The sequence below is a fragment of the Micromonospora sp. ATLC20 genome (assembly GCF_057196585.1).
The window spans coordinates 1-18767 of sequence record NZ_JBXUOV010000049.1 but is presented as its reverse complement, the minus strand read 5'-3'; the positions used below and the strand labels follow the sequence as shown (position 1 = coordinate 18767).

Below are 18767 nucleotides of genomic sequence, written 5' to 3'. Positions count from 1 at the left end.
GGGGAGGGTGGCAGTGCCGGACATCTTGCCGACGACCTGGGTCGGGACGACCGCGAAACAGATCGCCCGGGCGGTACGCCGTGGCGACGTCTCCGCCACCCAGGTCGTCGCCGACCACCTGGACCACGTCGCCCGGGTGGATCCCGAGCTGGGCGCGTTCCGCGCGGTGCGCGGCGGTGAGGCGATCACCGAGGCGGAGAAGGTCGACGAGCAGGAGGAACTGGCGAACCTGCCGCTCGCCGGGGTGCCGGTGGCGGTCAAGGAGAACACGCCGGTGGCCGGCCTGCCCACCTGGAACGGGTCGGCCGCGATGCGTACGCAGGTGGCGGAGGCCGACCACGAGGTGGTCCGGCGGCTGCGCGGCGCGGGCGCGGTGATCCTCGGTGTGACCCGGATGCCGGAGCTGGGCCTGTGGGCGCTCACCGACGACGACACCGCTGTCACCCGCAACCCGTGGGATCCGGCGCGTACCCCCGGTGGTTCGTCCGGCGGCGCGGCCGCCGCGGTGGCCGCCGGGCTGGTGCCGATGGCCCACGGCAACGACGGTCTCGGGTCGATCCGCATCCCGGCGGCCTGCTGCGGCCTGGTCGGGCTCAAGCCCGGCCGGGGCGTGGTGCCCTGCCAGCTCGGCGCGGACGACTGGTTCGGCCTCACCGAGCACGGCATGCTGACCAGCACCGTCGCCGACGCGGTGGTGGGTTTCTCGGTGCTGGCCGGCCGCCGGCCGGACAAGCTGGTCCCGCCGGAGCGGCTGCGGGTGGGCGTCTCGCTGCGCTCGCCGGTGCGTGGCGTCTCGCCGGACGCGCCGAACCGGGACGCGGTCGCCGCCGCCGGCCGGTTGCTGGCCGCGGCCGGTCACGACACCGTGCCCGCCGATCCGGTCTACCCGACCCGGCTCGGGCTCCAGGGCATCGCCACCTGGTTCGCGGCGGCCGCCGCCGACGTGCGCGCCGCTGGGGTGGCGCCGCGTCAGCTCCAGCGCCGCAGCCGCCGGCACGTCACGCTCGGCGAGTGGGCGCAGCGCCGGGGGTACGTGCGGGAGGCCGACCGGGCCGCCTGGCGCGAACGGTCGGTGCACTTCTTCGCGGACAACTCGATCGACTTGCTGCTCACCCCGGCGCTGGCCGGGCCGCCGCCGGAGGCCGCCGGCTGGTCCGGCCGCTCCTGGCTGGCGAACATGTCGACGAACATCAGGTACGCCCCGTACGCGGCGCCGTGGAACATCGCCGGGCTGCCGTCGATTGTGGTGCCGGTCGGCCGCCGCCCGGACGGGCTGCCGGTCGGTGTGCAGTTCGTCGGGCCGCCCGGCTCCGAACTGCTGCTGCTCGGGGTGGCCGGCCAGTTCGAGATGCAGGCGCCGTGGGCCCGGCACGCCCCCGGCTACCCCCGCGTCGGAACGGGGTCGCCGGCCACCGCGTGATCGTCTAGCGTGTGCGCACCCTGTCGCGCACACCATCTCGGACGGTCCCCGATGAACTGCCAGACCTGCGGGGACCCCACGTCCCCGGCCTATGAGGAGTGCCAGCGCTGCGGCACCCGAGTCGGTCAGCCCGCCGTGAGCCCCGGCGTGCCCACGTACGGCGTGCGCGGCCTGGCCGTGGCCGGCGCGTTCGCGGTCGGTGCCGCCACCCTGTGCTACCTGCTCACCGCCCTGTTCCCGCTCGTGGGCGCGCAGATGGCCCGCTCGGCCGCCGAGCAGCTCGACCGGGACGTGCTGCTCGGCGCGGTGCTGGCCGAGGTGCTGTTCTCGCTGCCGTACCTGCTCGCCCTGCTGACCGCCGGGACGCTCGTGGTGATCTGGACCTGGCGGGCGCGCAAGAACCTTGACGCGTTCCCGGGCGCGGTGCCGAACCTGAGCCCGGCATGGGCGATCGCCGGGTGGCTGGTGCCGCTGGTCAACCTCGTGGTGCCGGCCCGGGTGCTCGCCGACCTGCTCCGCAACAGCGTGTGGCAGCGCCGCCAGTCGTGGCTGGTCGGGGTGTGGTGGGTGAGCTGGCTGGTGTTCCTGATCGGTGACCGGTTCGTCGCGCGGGCCGAGCAGCAGCGCTACGACCGGCTGACCGAGCTGCCCCGCAACGACGCCGAGTTCGCCACGTACGTGCGCTTCTACGAGGACGCGCTCGCACCCCGGCTGGTGCCGGCGGTGGCCTGCCTGGTTGCCGGGATCGCGTTCGTCGTGCTGATCCGCCGGATCTCCGCCGCCCAGCAGGACCGGCTCTCCCGGGCCGTGCCCGCGTGGCCCGGCCCGCCGGGCTGGCCCGGTCAGCCCGCCTGGCCCGCCGCGCCGATGCCGGTTGCGCCGACGTCGCCGCAGGTTCCGCCCACCCCGGGTGGCACGATCGGGGCATGACGGAACTGGTCGGCCTCGCCGACGTGCAGGCCGCGCGGGAACTGCTCGCCGGTGTCACCCGTACCACCCCGCTGGAGCCGTCCCGGCCGCTCAGCGCCGCGCTCGGCGGGCCGGTCTGGCTCAAGTGCGAGAACCTCCAGCGCGCCGGGTCGTACAAGGTGCGCGGCGCGTACGTGCGGATCTCCCGGCTCTCGGCCGAGGAGCGGGCCCGCGGCGTGGTCGCGGCGAGCGCCGGCAACCACGCCCAGGGGGTGGCGCTCGCCGCCGGGCTGGTCGGCGCGCACGCCACCGTCTTCATGCCGGTCAACGCGCCGTTGCCGAAGGTCGCCGCGACAAAGGGGTACGGCGCGCAGATCGAGTTGGTCGGCAACACGGTGGACGAGTCGCTCGTCGCGGCGCAGACGTTCGCCGAGCGGACCGGGGCGGTGTTCATCCACCCGTTCGACCACGCCGACGTGATCGCCGGGCAGGGCACCGTGGCGCTGGAGATCCTGGAACAGTGCCCGGAGGTGCGCACCATCGTGACCGGGGTGGGCGGCGGCGGCCTGGTCTCCGGCATGGCGGTGGCGGCCAAGGCGCTGCGTCCCGACGTACGCGTGATCGGGGTCCAGGCGGCGAGCGCCGCCGCCTTCCCGCCCTCGCTGCGGGCCGGCGAGCCGCTGCGGCTGCCCTCGTTCGCGACGATCGCCGACGGCATCGCCGTGGGCCGTCCGGGCGAGCTGACCTTCACCCATGTCCGCAAGCTCGTCGACGACGTGGTCACGGTCTCGGAGGAGGACATCTCCCGGGCGCTGCTGATGCTGCTGGAACGCGGCAAGCAGGTAGTCGAGCCGGCCGGTGCGGTCGGTGTGGCGGCGCTGCTGGCCGGCGCGGTGGAGGTGACCGCGCCGGTCGTCGCGGTGCTCTCCGGCGGCAACATCGACCCGTTGCTCATGCTCCGGGTGATCGAGCACGGCCTGGCGGCGGCGGGGCGGTTCCTGCGCATCACCGTGCGCTGCACGGACCGGCCCGGCCAGCTCGCCTCCCTGCTCGGCGAGATCGCCGAGCACCGGGCCAACGTGGTGGACGTGGTGCACCAGCGCGCCAACCCGCACCTGCGCCTCGGCGAGGTGGAGGTGGCCCTGTCCGTGGAGACCCGCGGGGTGGAGCACTCGGACACGCTGATCAGCGCGCTGCGGGCCAGCGGCTACCAGGTGGTCTTCACCGGCGAGGGCTGAGCCCCCCGGCGGCACGGGCGCCCGTAGCGGATCGCGAACGTCACAGCGGAACGCGAACGCCCCGGCCGGATGATCCGGTCGGGGCGTTCGGGTGTGCGGCTCGGGTCCGAGGAGGGCCTGTCAGCCTCGGTCGGGTTCGGGACCCGAGCCATCCGGCGCGGGTCCGGAGGGGTCAGCCGCTGTACGGCTCGAAGGAGACGATGGTCACCTTGATATCGGCGCCGCTGGGCGCCGTGTAGGTGCAGGTCTGCCCCGCCTTGCCGCCGAGGATGGCCTTGCCGAGCGCGGACTCGGGGCTGTAGACCGTGAGGTCGGTGGTGGAGGCGATCTCCCGGGAGCCGAGCAGGAAGGCCTCGCTGTCGTCGGCGTCGTCGTCGAAGTAGATCTTCACGACCATGCCCGGCGACACCGCGTCGGCGTCCGGCGCCTCGCCGACCTTGGCGGTGCGCAGCAGCTCCTTGAGGTAGAGAATGCGGCCCTCGGCTTTGCCCTGCTCCTCGCGGGCGGCGTGGTAGCCGCCGTTCTCCCGCAGGTCGCCCTCCTCGCGCCGGGCGTTGATCTCGGCGGCGATGACCGGCCGGTTGGCGATCAGCTCGTCGAGCTCGGCCTGCAGACGGTCGTAGGCGTCCTGGGACAGCCAGGTGGCGGGCGCCTCGTTTCCATTTGTGGACACAGGCGGTCTCCTCGATTGGTGCGGACTGGCTGACAGGTGAACTTGCAAGGCTACCAGTGCGGGTCGCGTCGAGGTGTGATCAATCACCCCGGGTGCCGGCGGCGGGACCGGGGTGCGGTGGCCGGCGACTCGCCGGCGGCCCGGCTCAGCCGGCGGGCCGGCAGCGCAGGACCTCGCCGATGAACGGCCGGGCGCTCGTGGGCACCTCCTGCCGGGTCCGGATGTGGCGCTGGCCGGGCTCCGCGGTCACGGTGGCCTCGGCGCTGCCCACCTGGGCCCCGTCGTGGGAGCGGGCCCGCAGCAGACAGGTGGCGGAGCCGCCCGGCGGCACGGTGACCCGGAAGTCGACGACCACCCGGGAGTCGGTGATGTCGGAGTAGCTGATCATCTCGCCCTGGTACTCCGGGTCGCCGTACTGGTAGTAGAGCTTCGCCGCGCCCAGCCCGAGGACGGCGAGCATGACCGTCACCGTCAGGGCGAGCAGGACCGGCCGGCGGCGCCCCGGCTCCCGGCGGCGGCCGTAGCGGCCCGGCGGGAAGACCGGTGCCTTCGCGGCGACTGTGGCGTGCGTCTCGCTCACCGGCGGGTATCTCCTGGCGTTGTTGTCGGCGGCATCGGCAAGAATGGCTAGGTCCATCTTCCCAGCCCGGCGCTGAGTCAAGGATGGCAGGTCGGCCTGGACCGGCGGGCGTGGCCCTGGCCACTCCGGTGGCGGCCCCCGACCGGCCGTCACGGGGGCTTTCGCGGGCGCGGGGGGAGATTCCGGCAGGTCAGCCGGTCGGCCCGGGGGTCGGTCGGCGGGCACAGACGAGGAGCGCCGAAGGTGGCAGAACAGCTGCGTCTCATGGCGGTGCACGCCCATCCCGACGACGAGTCGAGCAAGGGCGCCGCCACCATGGCGAAATACGTCGCCGAGGGGGTGGACGTCCTGGTGGTCACCGCCACCGGTGGCGAGCGGGGCAGTGTGCTCAACCCCAAGATGGACCGCCCCGACGTCTGGGCGAACATCGGTGACATCCGGCGGGCCGAGATGGACGCCGCCCGGGCCATCCTCGGCGTCGAGCAGGCGTGGCTCGGCTTCGTCGACTCCGGGCTGCCCGAGGGCGACCCGCTGCCGCCGCTGCCGGAGGGCTGCTTCGCCCTCCAGGACGTGGACGTCGCCGCCGCGCCGCTGGTGCGCCTGATGCGGCAGTTCCGCCCGCACGTCGTCACGACGTACGACGAGGAGGGCGGCTACCCGCACCCCGACCACATCATGACCCACAAGGTCACCGTGGCGGCGTTCGACGCGGCCGGTGACCCGGACCGCCACCCCGAGCTGGGCGAGCCGTGGCAGCCGCTGAAGCTCTACTACGACGTGGGCTTCTCCCGCGCCAAGATCATGAGCCTGCACGAGGCGGTGCTCGCCGCCGGGCTCGAGTCGCCGTACGGCGACTGGATGAAGCGCTGGGACGAGCGCCCCGACAAGGGCGCCCGGATCACCACCCGGGTCGAGTGCGCCGACTACTTCCCGGTCCGCGACGACGCGCTGCGCGCGCACGCCACCCAGATCGACCCGGACGGCTTCTGGTTCCAGGTGCCGATGGAGTTGCAGAAGCGCGCCTGGCCGACGGAGGACTTCCAACTCGCCCGCTCGCTGGTCGACAGCCCGCTGCCCGAGTCCGACCTGTTCGCCGGCGTACGAGAGGCGTGCCGTGCCCACTGACCCGGCCGGGGTCTACCCTGGTGCTCAGTCGCACATCGGAGGAACACCATGCTGACCACCGTCGAGGTGCTCGCGCAGAACAACTTCGGTGACACCCGTACGGGTGGTCTGGCCGGTCCGATGGGCCTGTTCCTCATCGTCGCGCTGGCCACCGTCACCGTCCTGCTGATCCGCAACATGAACGCCCGGCTGCGCCGGCTGCCCGACCGCTTCCCGCAGCAGGGCACCCCGGGCCGGGCCGATTCCGCAGTCGCCGATCCGACAGACGGGCTCGTCGAGCAGGATTCACCGACGAACGCCCCCAACGGCTCCCAGCAGGGTCGCAACAGCTGAACACCGCGTGAATCACGTCGAAGCCGGTCGTCGCCCCCTGTTGCGACCACCGGCTTTGGCTTAGCCTTCCGCCGGGGGGACCGTCAGGCCCCGGACCCTGCGCGGAAGGGGGACGCCGATGTCGATGGCAGCACCGGCCCCCGACCATGCCCCGGCCCGACGCGTCGACGGGGCGGCCCCGTGACCACCGAGCCGGCCGACCGTTCCCCCGACCGGATCGGCCTGCGCGGGACACCGGTGGGCGTCGTCCTGCTCACCGTCGCGGTCGCGCTGACCGGTCTGCTCGCCGCCGTGCTGGGCCTCACCGTCCCGTCGCACCTGCCGGCCGACGACTCGCTGCCCGGTGCGGCGCGGTTCGGCTGCGCCGTTGTCGCGTTCGCGGTGGCCCAGCTCGCCCGGCTGCGCTTCCGCAGCGCTTCGGGCATGGTGAGCATCACCTGGGGCGAGGCCGCGCTCGTGGTCTGCCTCTGGCTGGTGCCTGCGGGCTGGCTCCCGGCCGCCGCCCTGCTGGGCGTGGGCACCGCTTGGACCGTGATGTCGCTGGTCTCCGACCGTCGTCCCGCGCTGGAACTGGTGGGGATCGCCGGTTCGCTCACCGCCGCCACCGCGCTCGCCGCGGCGGTGGCCACCGCGCTCGGCCCGCCGCTGCTCGCCGCGCCCACGCCGGAGCTGGCGCTCACGCTCACCGCCGCCGCGGTGACGTACCTGCTCACCACCGCCTTCCTGGGCGCTGTCACGCTCGCCCTGCGGCACGGCATCGCGATCGGGCCGCCGCTGCTCGCCGCGCTGCGCGGCAAGCTGCTCATGTTCGTCGGCAACGTGGCGGTCGGCCTGGTGGTCGTCGCGCTGCTCGAACTCGACGCACGCTGGCTGCTGCTCCTGCCGCCGCCGCTCTGGCTGCTCCAGCAGACGTACCGCCACCGGCTCCGCGCGGACCAGGAGCGGCGTACGTGGCGGGCGTTCGCCGAGGCCACCGCCGCACTGAACCAGCTCGACGAGCGCGGCGTGGCGACCGCGGCGGTGACCGGCGCGCTCACCCTGTTCGGCGCGGAACTGGTCGAGGTCGACGTGGCCCGGGGCGAGGGCCGCTGGCGCCGCTACCGGGCCGACCGCGGCGGGCAGGTACGCGACCGTGAGGTGGAGCCGTCGGCCGGCGCCGAGGCGGGGGAGCACGAACTGGTCCGCCGCCTCGCGGTGGGATCCGCCGACGTCGGCCGCCTGCGGGTGCGCTTCGCGCGGTCCGCCCCGCCGAGCGCCCGGGAACGCGACGGCGTGGCGGCCTTCGGGGACGCGCTGGCCGCCGCCCTGCACGACGCCGCCACGCACCGGGAGCTGCGGCTGGTCACCGCCCGCTCGTCGTACGACGCGGTGCACGACCAGCTCACCGGGCTGCTCAACCGGGCGGCGCTGCTCGCCAAGGGGGACCAGGCGCTGCGGCAGCGCGCCCACGACCACCCGGTGGCCCTGCTGCTGCTCGACGTGAACCAGTTCAAGGAGGTCAACGACACGCTCGGACACTCGGCGGGCGACCAGCTGCTGCGGCTGACCTCCAACCGGCTCGCCGCGCTGACCCGGCCGGGTGACCTGCTCGGGCGCCTCGGCGGCGACGAGTTCGCACTGCTGCTGACCTCGGTGCCGCTGCTCGAGGAGCCGACCGCCCCGCTGGCGTACGCGCTGCGCCAGGCCCGGGAGGTCGCCGAGCGCCTCGCCGCGCCGACCGAGGTGGCCGGGGTGCGGATGTCCGTCGAGGTGGCGGTGGGCGTCGTGGTGGCCGACGCGGGCGCGGCCGACCTGACCGAGCTGCTGCGGCGCGCCGACATCGCCATGTACCAGGCGAAGGAGGGCGGCGGCAGCGTCGCCGCGTACGACAGCTCCCGCGACGCGGCGAGCACCGACCACCTGGCGCTGCTCGCGGAGATGCGGGAGGCGCTGGCCGCCGACGACCAGCTGGTGCTGGCGTTGCAGCCGGCGGTGGACCTGGCGACCGGCGCGCCGACCGGGGTGGAGGCGCTGATCCGGTGGCGGCATCCGCGCCGGGGCTGGCTCGGCCCGGCCGACTTCATCCGCCCGGTGGAGAACAGCGAGCAGCTCGGCACCTTCACCCGGTATGTGCTGGACAAGGCGCTCGCGGTCGCCGCCGGGTGGGCGCGGGACGGGCTGGACATCCCGATCTCGGTGAACCTGTCCGCCCGCAGCCTGCTCGACCCGCGGCTGCCGGCCGAGATCGACGAGGCGCTGCGCCGGCACCAGGTGCCGCCGCACCGGCTGGTCCTGGAGATCACCGAGACGGTGGTGATGAGCGAGCTGGAGGTCATCGACGAGGTGCTGGCCACGCTGCGGGGCATGGGCGTGCAGCTCGCCGTGGACGACTTCGGCACCGGGTTCTCGTCGCTGACGTTCCTCACCCGGATCGCGGTGGACGAGTTGAAGGTGGACCGCTCGTTCGTGCTCCGGATGGCCGACTCGCCGGAGGCGGCGGCGATCGTCCGGACCACCGTGGGGCTGGCCCACGAGCTGGGGCTGCGGGTGGTGGCCGAGGGCGTGGAGACGGCCGAGCAGCGCACCGCGCTGGCCGAGCTGGGCTGTACCGCCGCCCAGGGCTACCACTTCTTCAAGCCGATGCCGGCCGACAAGATCTCCGCGGTGCTCGGATCACTGCGCGACGCCGCCCGCGGCAACGTCTTCCCGCTGCGCGCGGACGGCGCCTCCTGACCCGTCCGTCCGCCGTGGACGGGGCAGCGGAGAACGCCCGGCCGGTCCTACGCTGCTGGCACGGCGGGTGCGGCAGGCGTACCCGCTGACGTCCACACGGGGAGGACGACGATGAGACGTTCCTGGCGACGGATTCTGCTCGCCTCGACCATGGCGCTGACCACCGGCGCTGCCGGCCTGGTCATGTCCGCGCCGGCGCAGGCCCGGCCGGCGGAGTCCTGGTCGTTCGCCGTCATCGGTGAGCCGGGTGATCCGATCACCGCCGGCAACTCCTACTCCTACAGCTCCGCGGCGCCGACGCCCGGCGACGAGATGAACGCGTGGGGCCACGGCCAGCAGCACTTCGGGATGGAGTTCTGGAGCGACGCCGACAACACCTGGCGTCTGGGCATCTCCGCCCCGGCCGGTCAGACGCTGAAGGCGGGTGACACCTACCAGAACGTCAGCCAGCCGGTCTACGGGAGCGACGCGGCCAGCCTGCAGCTCTACAACGGCGGTTGGGGGCGCTCCTGCGCGCAGAGCATCGGTTCGTTCACGGTCCTGCACGCCGACTGGGGCCCGTTCGACTACGTCGAGCGCTTCGACGCCACCTTCGAGATCCGGTGTGAGGGCGCGGCCGGCGGCCTGCGCGGCGAGATCCACATCGGGAACCCGCCGCCGCTGCCGGCACTCGACGTCACACTGACCGTCGACCCGGTGGCGACGGTGGACAACAAGGGCGTCGCCACCGTCCGCGGCTCGATCACCTGCACCCGGGCGGACTCCTTCTCCATCGCGGGCGAGCTGGTCCAGGAGCAGAAGAAGGCGGGCATGGTGCGCGGCTACTTCTCACCCCACATCCCGTGCGTTCCGGGCCAGGTGGTGCCCTGGTCGGCCACCACCTACCCGGCCGACGTCAAGTTCCAGCGCGGCACCGCCCAGGCGGTCAGCGAGATCCTGGTCCGCGACTTCGAGTACTGGAACGAGTTCACCGTGCGGGACACCTCGACGCTCACCCTGACCCGGTGAGACGGCGGCCGGGCCGGGACCACGACCCCGGCCCGGCCGCCGCACTCGCGCCGCACCGGCTCCGCGCGCTCGCTAAGGTCGGGTGGTGAACCGACTCGCCGAGGCCACGTCGCCCTACCTGCTCCAGCACGCCGACAACCCGGTCGACTGGTGGCCCTGGTGCGACGAGGCGTTCGCCGAGGCGAGACGGCGCGACGTGCCGGTGCTGATCTCGGTCGGCTACGCGGCCTGCCACTGGTGCCACGTGATGGCCCACGAGTCGTTCGAGAACGAGGCAGTGGCCCGGCTGATGAACGACGACTTCGTCTGCGTCAAGGTCGACCGCGAGGAGCGTCCCGACGTCGACGCGGTCTACATGACCGCCACCCAGGCGATGACCGGGCAGGGCGGCTGGCCGATGACCGTCTTCGCCACGCCGGACGGCACCCCGTTCTTCTGCGGCACGTACTTCCCCCGCGCCAACTTCATCCGTCTGCTCGGCTCGGTCGCCACCGCCTGGCGCGACCAGCGCGAGGCGGTGCTGCGGCAGGGCGCCGCCGTGGTCGAGGCGATCGGCGGCGCGCAGGCAGTCGGCGGCGTGACGGCCCCGCTCACCGCCGAGCTGCTCGACGCCGCCGCCAGCCAGCTCGCCGGGGAGTACGACGAGACGAACGGCGGTTTCGGCGGCGCGCCGAAGTTCCCGCCGCACATGAACCTGCTGTTCCTGCTCCGGCACCATCAGCGCACCGGCTCGGCGCGCAGCCTGGAGATCGCCCGGCACACCTGCGAGGCGATGGCCCGCGGCGGCCTCAACGACCAGCTCGCCGGTGGGTTCGCCCGCTACTCGGTGGACGGCCACTGGACGGTGCCGCACTTCGAGAAGATGCTCTACGACAACGCGCTGCTGCTGCGGGTCTACACCCAGCTGTGGCGGCTCACCGGCGACCGGCTGGCCCGCCGGGTGGCCCGCGACACGGCCCGGTTCCTTGCCGACGAGCTGCACCGGGCCGGTGAGGGCTTCGCCTCCGCGCTCGACGCGGACACCGAGGGCGTCGAGGGGCTCACCTACGTCTGGACGCCCGACCAGCTCGTCGAGGTGCTGGGGGCCGACGACGGCCGGTTCGCCGCGGACCTGTTCGCGGTCACCGCCGACGGCACGTTCGAGCACGGCACCAGCGTGCTGCGGCTGGCCCGGGACGTCGACGACGCCGACCCCGGGGTGCGGGCCCGCTGGCAGGACGTGGTGGGCCGGCTGCTGGCCGCCCGCGACACCCGCCCCCAGCCGGCCCGCGACGACAAGGTGGTGGCCGCCTGGAACGGGCTCGCGATCACCGCCATCGCGGAGTTCCAGCAGGTCGCCGCGCTGCTCGTGTCGTCCGACGACGAGGACGCGAACCTGATGGACGGCGTGCTCATCGTCGCCGACGGCGCGATGCGGGACGCCGCCGAGCACCTTGCCACCGTGCATCTCGTGGACGGCCGGCTGCGCCGGGTCTCCCGGGACAAGGCCGTGGGTCAGCCGGCCGGAGTGCTGGAGGACTACGGCTGCGTCGCCGAGGCGTTCTGCGCGATGCACCAGCTCACCGGCGAGGGGCGCTGGCTGACGCTGGCCGGTGAGCTGCTCGACGTGGCGCTGGCCCGGTTCGCCGGCCCGGACGGCGCCTTCTACGACACCGCCGACGACGCCGAGCGCCTGGTCACCCGGCCCGCCGACCCGACCGACAACGCCACCCCGTCGGGCCGCTCGGCGATCGTCGCGGCGCTCGTGGCGTACGCGGCGCTGACCGGCGAGACCCGCTACCGGGAGGCGGCCGAGAAGACGCTGTCGACTGTCGCGCCGATCGTCGACCGGCACGCCCGGTTCACCGGGTACGCGGCAACCGTCGGCGAGGCGCTGCTGTCCGGGCCGTACGAGATCGCGGTGGCGACCGGCGACCCGGAGGGTGACCCGCTGGTGGCCGCCGCGCGGCGCCACGCCCCGCCCGGCGCGGTGGTGGTGGCCGGCGCCCCGGACCAGCCCGGCGTGCCACTGCTGGCCGGGCGGCCGTTCGTCGACGGGAAGCCAGCCGCGTACGTCTGCCGGGGTTTCGTCTGCCAGCGGCCGGTGACCGGCGTCGAGGAGCTGGTCGCGCAGCTCGGCTGAGCGGAGTGGGCCGGGCCGCCCTCACGGTCCGGCCCGGCACCGGCCCTTATAGGCTGGCGGCGCTATGGACTCCCGTACCGGTCTCCCCGTCGTGGGCATGGTGGGTGGCGGCCAGCTGGCCCGGATGACCCACCAGGCCGCCATCGCTCTCGGCCAGTCGCTGCGCGTGCTGGCGCTCGCCCCGGACGACGGTGCCGCGCTGGTCGCCGCCGACGTCCAGTACGGCGACCACACCGACCTGGCCGCGCTTCGGACGTTCGCCAAGGGCTGCGACGTGGTCACCTTCGACCACGAGCACGTCCCCAACGAGCACATCCGCACCCTGACCGACGAGGGCGTGAAGCTGTTCCCGCCGGCCGAGGCGCTGGTGCACGCGCAGGACAAGCGGGTGATGCGGGAACGGCTCGGTGAGCTGGGCGCGCCGAACCCGGCCTGGCGTCCGGTGGAGTCCCCGGCCGACCTGATCGCGTTCGGCGAGGAGACCGGCTGGCCGGTGGTGCTCAAGGCCGCCCGGGGCGGCTACGACGGGCGCGGCGTCTGGATGGTCGACGACGCCGGTCAGGCCGGTGAGCTGGCCGCCACGCTGCTCGCCGGTGGCACCCCGCTGCTGGTCGAGGAGCGGGTGGCGCTGCGCCGGGAACTGGCCGTGCAGGTCGCGCGTTCGCCGTTCGGGCAGGTCGCCGCGTACCCGGTGGTGGAGACGGTGCAGCGCGACGGCATCTGCGTCGAGGTGCTGGCGCCCGCGCCCGACCTGCCCGAGGAGCAGGCCGTGGCCGCGCAGCAGCTCGCCATCGACCTGGCGACGGCGCTCGGCGTGGTCGGCCTGCTCGCGGTGGAACTGTTCGACACGCCGTCCGGGCTGGTCGTCAACGAGCTGGCGATGCGGCCGCACAACTCCGGGCACTGGACCATCGAGGGGGCCCGGACCTCGCAGTTCGAGCAGCACCTGCGGGCGGTGCTCGACTACCCGATGGGGGACACGTCGCTGACCGCGCCGGTCGTGGTGATGGCGAATGTGCTCGGTTGCGAGCCGGGCGGCATCTCCATCGACGAGCGGCTGCACCACCTGTTCGCCGCCGAGCCCGGGGCCAAGGTCCACCTGTACGGCAAGCAGGTCCGCCCGGGCCGCAAGATCGGGCACGTCACGGTGCTCGGCAACGACCTTGACGACGTACGGGCCCGGGCCGCGCGCGCCGCGCGCTGGCTCCAGGAGGGGCACTGATGAGCACCGTCGGGCTGATCATGGGCAGCGACTCGGACTGGCCGGTCATGAAGGCCGCCGCCGAGGCGCTCGACGAGTTCGGCGTGCCGTACGAGGTGGGCGTGGTCTCGGCGCACCGCACCCCGGTCAAGATGATCGAGTACGGCCGGTCCGCCGCCGGCCGTGGCGTCCAGGTGATCATCGCGGGCGCTGGCGGGGCGGCTCACCTGCCCGGCATGGTCGCCTCGGTCACCCCGCTGCCGGTGATCGGCGTCCCGGTGCCGTTGAAGTACCTGGACGGCATGGACTCGCTGCTGTCCATCGTGCAGATGCCGGCCGGCGTGCCGGTCGCCACCGTGTCGATCGGCAACGCTCGCAACGCCGGCCTGCTCGCGGTACGCATCCTGGGCGCCTCGGATCCGGTGCTGCGCGACAGGATGGCCGCCTACCAGGCGAGCCTGGAGGACCTGGTCGCGGAGAAGGACGCCGCACTGCGCGCCTCCCTGACCTGACCACCCGTCACCCTGCGTGCTCAACCCAGCCGGTTGCTCTGCGTGACGAGTCTGGCGGGCTGGTGTTGGTGCCCTCCGCCTCCTTTGCTCTGCAGCCATCGGCGCAGCACGGCTCCGACCTGCGGCGCGGCATTTCGACGTCGACGGCTCGGCGACGGTGATCGTCACGTGGGGTAACTGCTGCGTCGGCGGGTGCAGAGCAAAGGGGGCAGAGGGGAGTACCTCCGCCGCACCCTGCCGACACGGAGTGTGACCGACTTGAGGCGGTCGCGCAGGGTGCCGCGGACCTGGGCGCGAGTTGGCTAGCCAATAGTCACAGCCAGGCGGGTCACGGTCCGGGCCAGTCGCAGCCCGGGCCGGTCGGCTCACCGCATCCCGCGCAGGGCGGTCTGGAGGCGTTCCTGGGCACGGCGACGGCGCTCGTTGCTCGCGCCCAGCACCAGCAGCACGATGCCGACCGGGATCAGCACCAGCCAGGGGCCGAGGCTGAACAGCGCGTGCACGGCCGCGATGGCGGTCACCGTCGCCCCGACGATCACCGGCGCCTGCTGCCGGCTCGTCGAGCCGAAGATCAGCACCGCGACGGCGCCGAGCAGCAGCAGCACCTGGCGCAGCATGCTGGATTCGGTCGCGATCACGATCGCCAGCGTGGGCAGGAACGCGGTGACCAGCGCCGGCCCGTACGCCACCCAGCTCGACAGGTCGGGCCGGTGCCGCAGTTGCAGGACGCCGACCAGCAGGGCGAGCGCGGCGAACGGCAGCGTGTACGCCTCCGGCAGCGCCACGTCGGCCACCCGCATCAGGATCCACCAGGCGCTGATCTCGCAGGCCACCACCGCCCAGAACAGCAGGTTGCGTTCCATCGGGCGGCGTCCCGGACGGCTCGCCGCCACCCCGAGGACCGCACCCCAGGCGGCCAGCAGCGCGGCGATGTGCCGGGGCGAGTCGTACGCCAGCGCCAGCGCGATGAGCGCCGCCCCGTAGCCGCTCCACTCGACTGTGGCCGCCTCCCGGTACGCCTCGGGACGGCGCAGCCGGGGCAGCGTGGCGGCGAACACCTGCAAGGCCGCGCCGACAGCGAGCACCCCGAACGCGGACCAGACGGCCGCCAGCCCGGACTTGAGGCCGATCGTGAGTACGAACAGCTGAGCCATCACCGAGCCGAACAACCAGCCCAGGATGCGCGCCCGCTGGGTGGTGCCGAACAACGCGGCGACGGCGCCCACGCCGACCGCCCCGCCGAGCGTGAACACGGTCAGGTCGCTCGTGGCGAGGCTGCCGGCCAGCCCGGCGCCACCGGCGGCCAGCCCGAGCGCGAAGACCAGCACCCGGGCCACCCGGATCGACCGGCCCGGCTCGGCGATCGCCGGCGGCGGGGTGAGCGCCAGCCCGAGCATCGAGATGGTGAACACCGCCAGCGCGGCCAGCGCGGTCACCGGCCAGCCCTTGCCGAGCGCCACCGGCGTGATCAGCAGCGTGATCGCCGCCCCGGGCAGGATCACCGGCACCGCCCGGGACCGCCGGCCGCCGCTGAAGCCGGTGGCGGCGAGCGCCGCGGTCATTGTCAGCAGCAGCGCGGTGAGCACGTGCGTGGGGTTCACCGCCTCTGGCGGCGGGGTCAGTAGCTCCGGCGGCGGCCCCTGCCACACCCGGCGCAGCACCGCGAACGGCGAGAACAAGGCCACCACGAGCGAGGGCGCGAGGGTGGCCAGGGCCAGCGCGGTGGGCAGCGCCGCCGCGGCGAGCGCACCGGCGGCCGGGCTGACCCGCCAGCGCAGCTCGGGATCGTCCGGGGCGCGCCGTAGCGCCCCGTTGAGCAGCACGGTCCAGCGGCGTACCGGCCGGCCCGAACCGGCGGGCGGGACGGTGGCCGCCCGGATCAGCTCGGCGAGCACACCGAGCAGCGCGGCGGCGGCGGCGAACACGCCCGCCGGCAGGCCGACCGCGAGCGCCGCGGCGGCGGTCACGGTGGCCGCGCCGACGACCCCGACGCTGGCGTACGGGAGATATTGCGGCACCTGCCGTCGTACCGCCGCGATCGCGGCCAGACCGATGCTGGCGGCGGCGAGCGCGGCGGTGAGCACCACCTGTGGTGGACGCCCGTACTCGACTGCCAGCGCGGCCACCGCGCCGGGCAGCGCGAGCAGTGCGGCTCCGGCGCCCGCGCCGCCCACCTGCACCAGATGCGGCGGCATGCCCTCGGTGCGGACGTCGTCAACGAGCGACGGCGCGACCGCACGGGCCACGGCGGCCACCGTGGCGCCGATCAGCGCGATGCTGCCCAGCGCCAGCGCGGTGGTCCACGGCCGCACCAGCCCGGCACCGGCGGCGTGCAGCGCCACCACCCCGGCCACCGTGGCCCGGGACAGCGCGGCCCGGGGATCGGCCGACGCGGCGGCCGCCATGCCGTAGACGGTGGCCACCATGCAGCCGACCAGTACCGGGGACCACCAGGGCAGGTCGAACGCGGCCGGGGCGCCCACCGTGGCGAGCACGGCGGCCAGGCCGGAGACGTCGTACTTCCACGGCGGCGGCAGCAGGATCGCCGCGGTCACCCCCAGCAGCGCCAGCGCCACCGGGGCCTGCCAGGTCGATCCGCCGGTCGGCGCGGCCGGCCAGCCGGTCAGGTCACCGGCCCAGATCGGGCCGGGGGTGGCCAGCACGCCGAGTCCGCCGCGCAACGCGCTCCAGGCGGCGATCAGGCCGATCAGCGTGCCACCGGCGGCGATGCCGAGGATCGGGCCGCGCCGCCACTCCTCGGGTAGCGCGCGGGCGGCCACCGCCACCAGCAGCACCAGCGCGGAGGCCACCACGAGCTGACCGCCGGGGGCGAGCACCGCGGCGATCCGGGCCAGCGTGGCGACGAGCGCCACAGTGGTGGCGGCGAGCGCCAGGTCGGACCCGTCGAGGGACATGTCCGCGCGGCGCCCGGCGTCGATGCGCGGGGCGAGCGCCAGCAGCGCGGCGGCGACCAGGAGCAGGCTGCCCACCCAGGCGTCGGCCGAGGTCGCGCCCGGCGCACCGAACGCGGCGGCGGCGACCGCCACCGCGCCGAGCACCGTACCGAGCGCGTGCGGCATGCTCAGGTGCCGCTGCGCCACCTGCACCAGGGCGGCATAGCCGAGCGTGACGCAGACGGCGAGGAAGCTCGCCGCGAGGATCGGCACGGTGATCTCGCGCAGGTTCGCCGGTGTGGCGACCGGCGGCGTCGGCACCGTGGCCGCCACGAACGCGGCGACGGCACCGGGCAGGGCGAACGCCGCGCCACCGGCGGCCCAGGAGCAGACCGTCTCCGTCGCGGCGGCGGCGAGCCGGACCCGCGGGGCGAGGGACACCAGCGCCCCGGCCAGGAACAGCACCGTCAGCGCGGCGGCGGTGAGCGCCGGGCGGGCGAGCGAAGCGCCCGCGCCGATCAGGCCCAGCCCGGCCGCCGTCACCGCGTGCGCCACAGCGGACCGTTCGGTGCGTGCGGTCAGCCCGAGCACGCCGACCGCTACCGCTGTGAGCAGCATCGGCCAGCAGGCCGCCGCCCAGCCCAGACCGAGCGACGCGGGTACGGCGAGCGCGGTGAGTGCCGCGCCGACCACCGCGAACTCGCGCCGGATCTCGGCCGGCAGCGCGATCACGGCGGCGATCGTGAGCAGCAACGCGCTGGCCGCGAGCTGCCAGCCGGTCGGGCCGACCGCCCGGGCCAGCTCGGCGTGCCATCCGCTCAGATCCGCCGACCAGGCCGGCAGGGCGGCCCGGACCGGGGCCAGCCCGGCGCGCAGCGCGCCGCCGGCGACCACCAGTCCGCTGACCGTGAGCGCCACCGCGGAGGCGATCTGCGGCCCACGCCGGGCCGTCTCCGGTACGGCCCGGACGGCGAGCCCGGTCAGCGCGATGACGGCGGAGATGAGCAGCAGGGACCGGCCGGGCAGGGCCACCGAGGCGACCCGGCCGAGCGCGCCGATGACCGCCAGCGTGAGGATGCCGGCACCCACGTCCGGCAGCGGCGGCCGGCGCAGCACGAGCGTCCCGGCCAGCGCGACCAGGGCGGCGAGCAGCAACGTCGCGCCCGCGGCGGCGGCCGGCGGCACCGTGGCGGCGCGCAGCAGGCCGGTGACCGCGTACGCCAGCGCGACAGCGACCGCCACGCCGTGCAGCAGCCAGGTCAGCTCGGGCAACCAGGGCACCGGCCGGGCGGCGGCGGCCGGACCCGGTGGCGTCTCGCCGCCCAGCACCTCGGCGGACTCCTCCGGCGCCGACTCGGGCCGGTCCTCGTCGGCGCGCTGCCGGGGCGGGACGGGAGGCACCGGCTCGGTGACGGGCAGGTCACGCCGGACCGGCCGCTCGCGTACCACCGCCGAGCGGGCCAGCGCCAGGTCGAGCACGGCCACCACGGTGAGCACCAGCGCCCAGCCGACCGGCCCGGTGATCCTCTCGTACGCCAGCAGCGGCAGCACCGGCTGGGCGGCCAGCACCGTGGCGAAGCGTGGCGCGCGCAGACCCGTCCCGTACGCGTACCCGAGAGCGACGAGCGTGGTGACCAGGAAGATCGTCCCGGCGAACGCGGCACCTGATCCTTCGCCGCCGATCCGGTCGACGGCCCACAGCGCGTACCCGGCCAGCGGCACCAGCAGCAACCCGACCGCGGCGATGGTCTCGGCGGTGGAGGTGAGCCCGCGGCGGGCCAGCACCGGCGGGGCGAGCAGCATCAGCGCCGTCGCCACCAGCAGCACGCCGAGGCGGGCCAGCGCGTCCATCGAACTGGTGGCGACCGCGGCGAAGACCACGGCGGCGACGCCGAGCAGGAGCGCGCCCAGTCCGAGCGGGATGTTCTGCACCTCGCGCGAGGACGCCTCGGGCGGGTGCTCCGGGTCGTCCGCGTCGAGCCAGCGCGGGCGGCCGCGCGGCGGCGACGGGGGCAGGTCCTCCGGCGGGCCGGGCGGCGG

General features: G+C 74.7%; 13 protein-coding genes. 10 read left to right on the top strand and 3 right to left on the bottom strand.

Annotated features, from left to right (window positions below):
* Positions 1 to 7: 7 nt before the first annotated feature.
* The 3 genes from AC2CHG_RS13385 (at position 8) to ilvA (ending at position 3567) form a co-directional block, all read left to right on the top strand.
* On the top strand, positions 8 to 1420 hold the full coding sequence (locus tag AC2CHG_RS13385) for an amidase (RefSeq protein ID WP_262012491.1): 1413 nt from the start codon (positions 8 to 10) through the stop codon (positions 1418 to 1420).
* Between the two features lie 147 nt (positions 1421 to 1567).
* Positions 1568 to 2350, top strand: coding sequence for a DUF4328 domain-containing protein (locus AC2CHG_RS13380; RefSeq protein ID WP_484524842.1), 783 nt, complete (start codon positions 1568 to 1570; stop codon positions 2348 to 2350).
* Positions 2347 to 3567 carry a threonine ammonia-lyase gene (gene ilvA / locus AC2CHG_RS13375; protein ID WP_194798525.1) on the top strand — a complete coding sequence of 407 codons (1221 nt, stop codon included), beginning with the start codon at positions 2347 to 2349 and terminating at the stop codon, positions 3565 to 3567. The genes AC2CHG_RS13380 and ilvA overlap by 4 nt, the downstream gene beginning before the upstream one ends.
* A gap of 172 nt (positions 3568 to 3739) precedes the next feature.
* On the opposite strand, the gene greA is transcribed toward ilvA, so the two are convergent.
* Both greA and AC2CHG_RS13365 read right to left on the bottom strand, forming a co-directional pair.
* Entirely contained in the window at positions 3740 to 4240 is a 501-nt protein-coding gene (gene greA, locus AC2CHG_RS13370) for a transcription elongation factor GreA (RefSeq protein WP_484524841.1), read from the bottom strand.
* Between the two features lie 145 nt (positions 4241 to 4385).
* Complete coding sequence (locus AC2CHG_RS13365) at positions 4386 to 4820, bottom strand: DUF4307 domain-containing protein (RefSeq protein WP_262012489.1); 435 nt, start codon at positions 4818 to 4820, stop codon at positions 4386 to 4388.
* 243 nt (positions 4821 to 5063) lie between these two features.
* On the opposite strand from AC2CHG_RS13365, the gene mca reads away from it, so the two are divergent.
* From mca to purE, 7 genes are all read left to right on the top strand, one after another.
* Entirely contained in the window at positions 5064 to 5945 is an 882-nt protein-coding gene (gene mca, locus AC2CHG_RS13360) for a mycothiol conjugate amidase Mca (RefSeq protein WP_260026532.1), read from the top strand.
* 48 nt (positions 5946 to 5993) lie between these two features.
* The gene (locus tag AC2CHG_RS13355; RefSeq protein WP_194798523.1) at positions 5994 to 6278 is read left to right on the top strand and encodes a hypothetical protein; all 285 of its coding nucleotides are present in this window, start codon (positions 5994 to 5996) and stop codon (positions 6276 to 6278) included.
* A gap of 216 nt (positions 6279 to 6494) precedes the next feature.
* Positions 6495 to 8990 carry a putative bifunctional diguanylate cyclase/phosphodiesterase gene (locus tag AC2CHG_RS13350; RefSeq protein ID WP_402810346.1) on the top strand — a complete coding sequence of 832 codons (2496 nt, stop codon included), beginning with the start codon at positions 6495 to 6497 and terminating at the stop codon, positions 8988 to 8990.
* A gap of 111 nt (positions 8991 to 9101) precedes the next feature.
* Positions 9102 to 9998 (top strand): hypothetical protein, encoded by an 897-nt coding sequence (locus tag AC2CHG_RS13345; RefSeq protein WP_402810315.1) that lies wholly within the window; start codon positions 9102 to 9104, stop codon positions 9996 to 9998.
* A gap of 85 nt (positions 9999 to 10083) precedes the next feature.
* On the top strand, positions 10084 to 12120 hold the full coding sequence (locus tag AC2CHG_RS13340; protein WP_402810313.1) for a thioredoxin domain-containing protein: 2037 nt from the start codon (positions 10084 to 10086) through the stop codon (positions 12118 to 12120).
* A 64-nt stretch (positions 12121 to 12184) separates the two neighbouring features.
* Positions 12185 to 13342 (top strand): 5-(carboxyamino)imidazole ribonucleotide synthase, encoded by a 1158-nt coding sequence (locus AC2CHG_RS13335; RefSeq protein WP_484524840.1) that lies wholly within the window; start codon positions 12185 to 12187, stop codon positions 13340 to 13342.
* On the top strand, positions 13342 to 13833 hold the full coding sequence (gene purE, locus AC2CHG_RS13330; RefSeq protein WP_402810311.1) for a 5-(carboxyamino)imidazole ribonucleotide mutase: 492 nt from the start codon (positions 13342 to 13344) through the stop codon (positions 13831 to 13833). The genes AC2CHG_RS13335 and purE overlap by 1 nt, the downstream gene beginning before the upstream one ends.
* Positions 13834 to 14198: 365 nt before the next feature.
* Here purE and AC2CHG_RS13325 read toward each other — a convergent pair.
* Positions 14199 to 18767: SCO7613 C-terminal domain-containing membrane protein (locus AC2CHG_RS13325; RefSeq protein ID WP_484524839.1), on the bottom strand; the 4569-nt coding region annotated here is incomplete at its 5' end.

Coding starts and splice junctions, on each gene's coding strand:
- AC2CHG_RS13345 (WP_402810315.1), top strand. CDS start 9,102: ATGAGACGTTCCTGGCGACGGATTCTGCTCGCCTCGACCATGGCGCTG.
- purE (WP_402810311.1), top strand. CDS start 13,342: ATGAGCACCGTCGGGCTGATCATGGGCAGCGACTCGGACTGGCCGGTC.
- AC2CHG_RS13335 (WP_484524840.1), top strand. CDS start 12,185: ATGGACTCCCGTACCGGTCTCCCCGTCGTGGGCATGGTGGGTGGCGGC.
- ilvA (WP_194798525.1), top strand. CDS start 2,347: ATGACGGAACTGGTCGGCCTCGCCGACGTGCAGGCCGCGCGGGAACTG.
- AC2CHG_RS13355 (WP_194798523.1), top strand. CDS start 5,994: ATGCTGACCACCGTCGAGGTGCTCGCGCAGAACAACTTCGGTGACACC.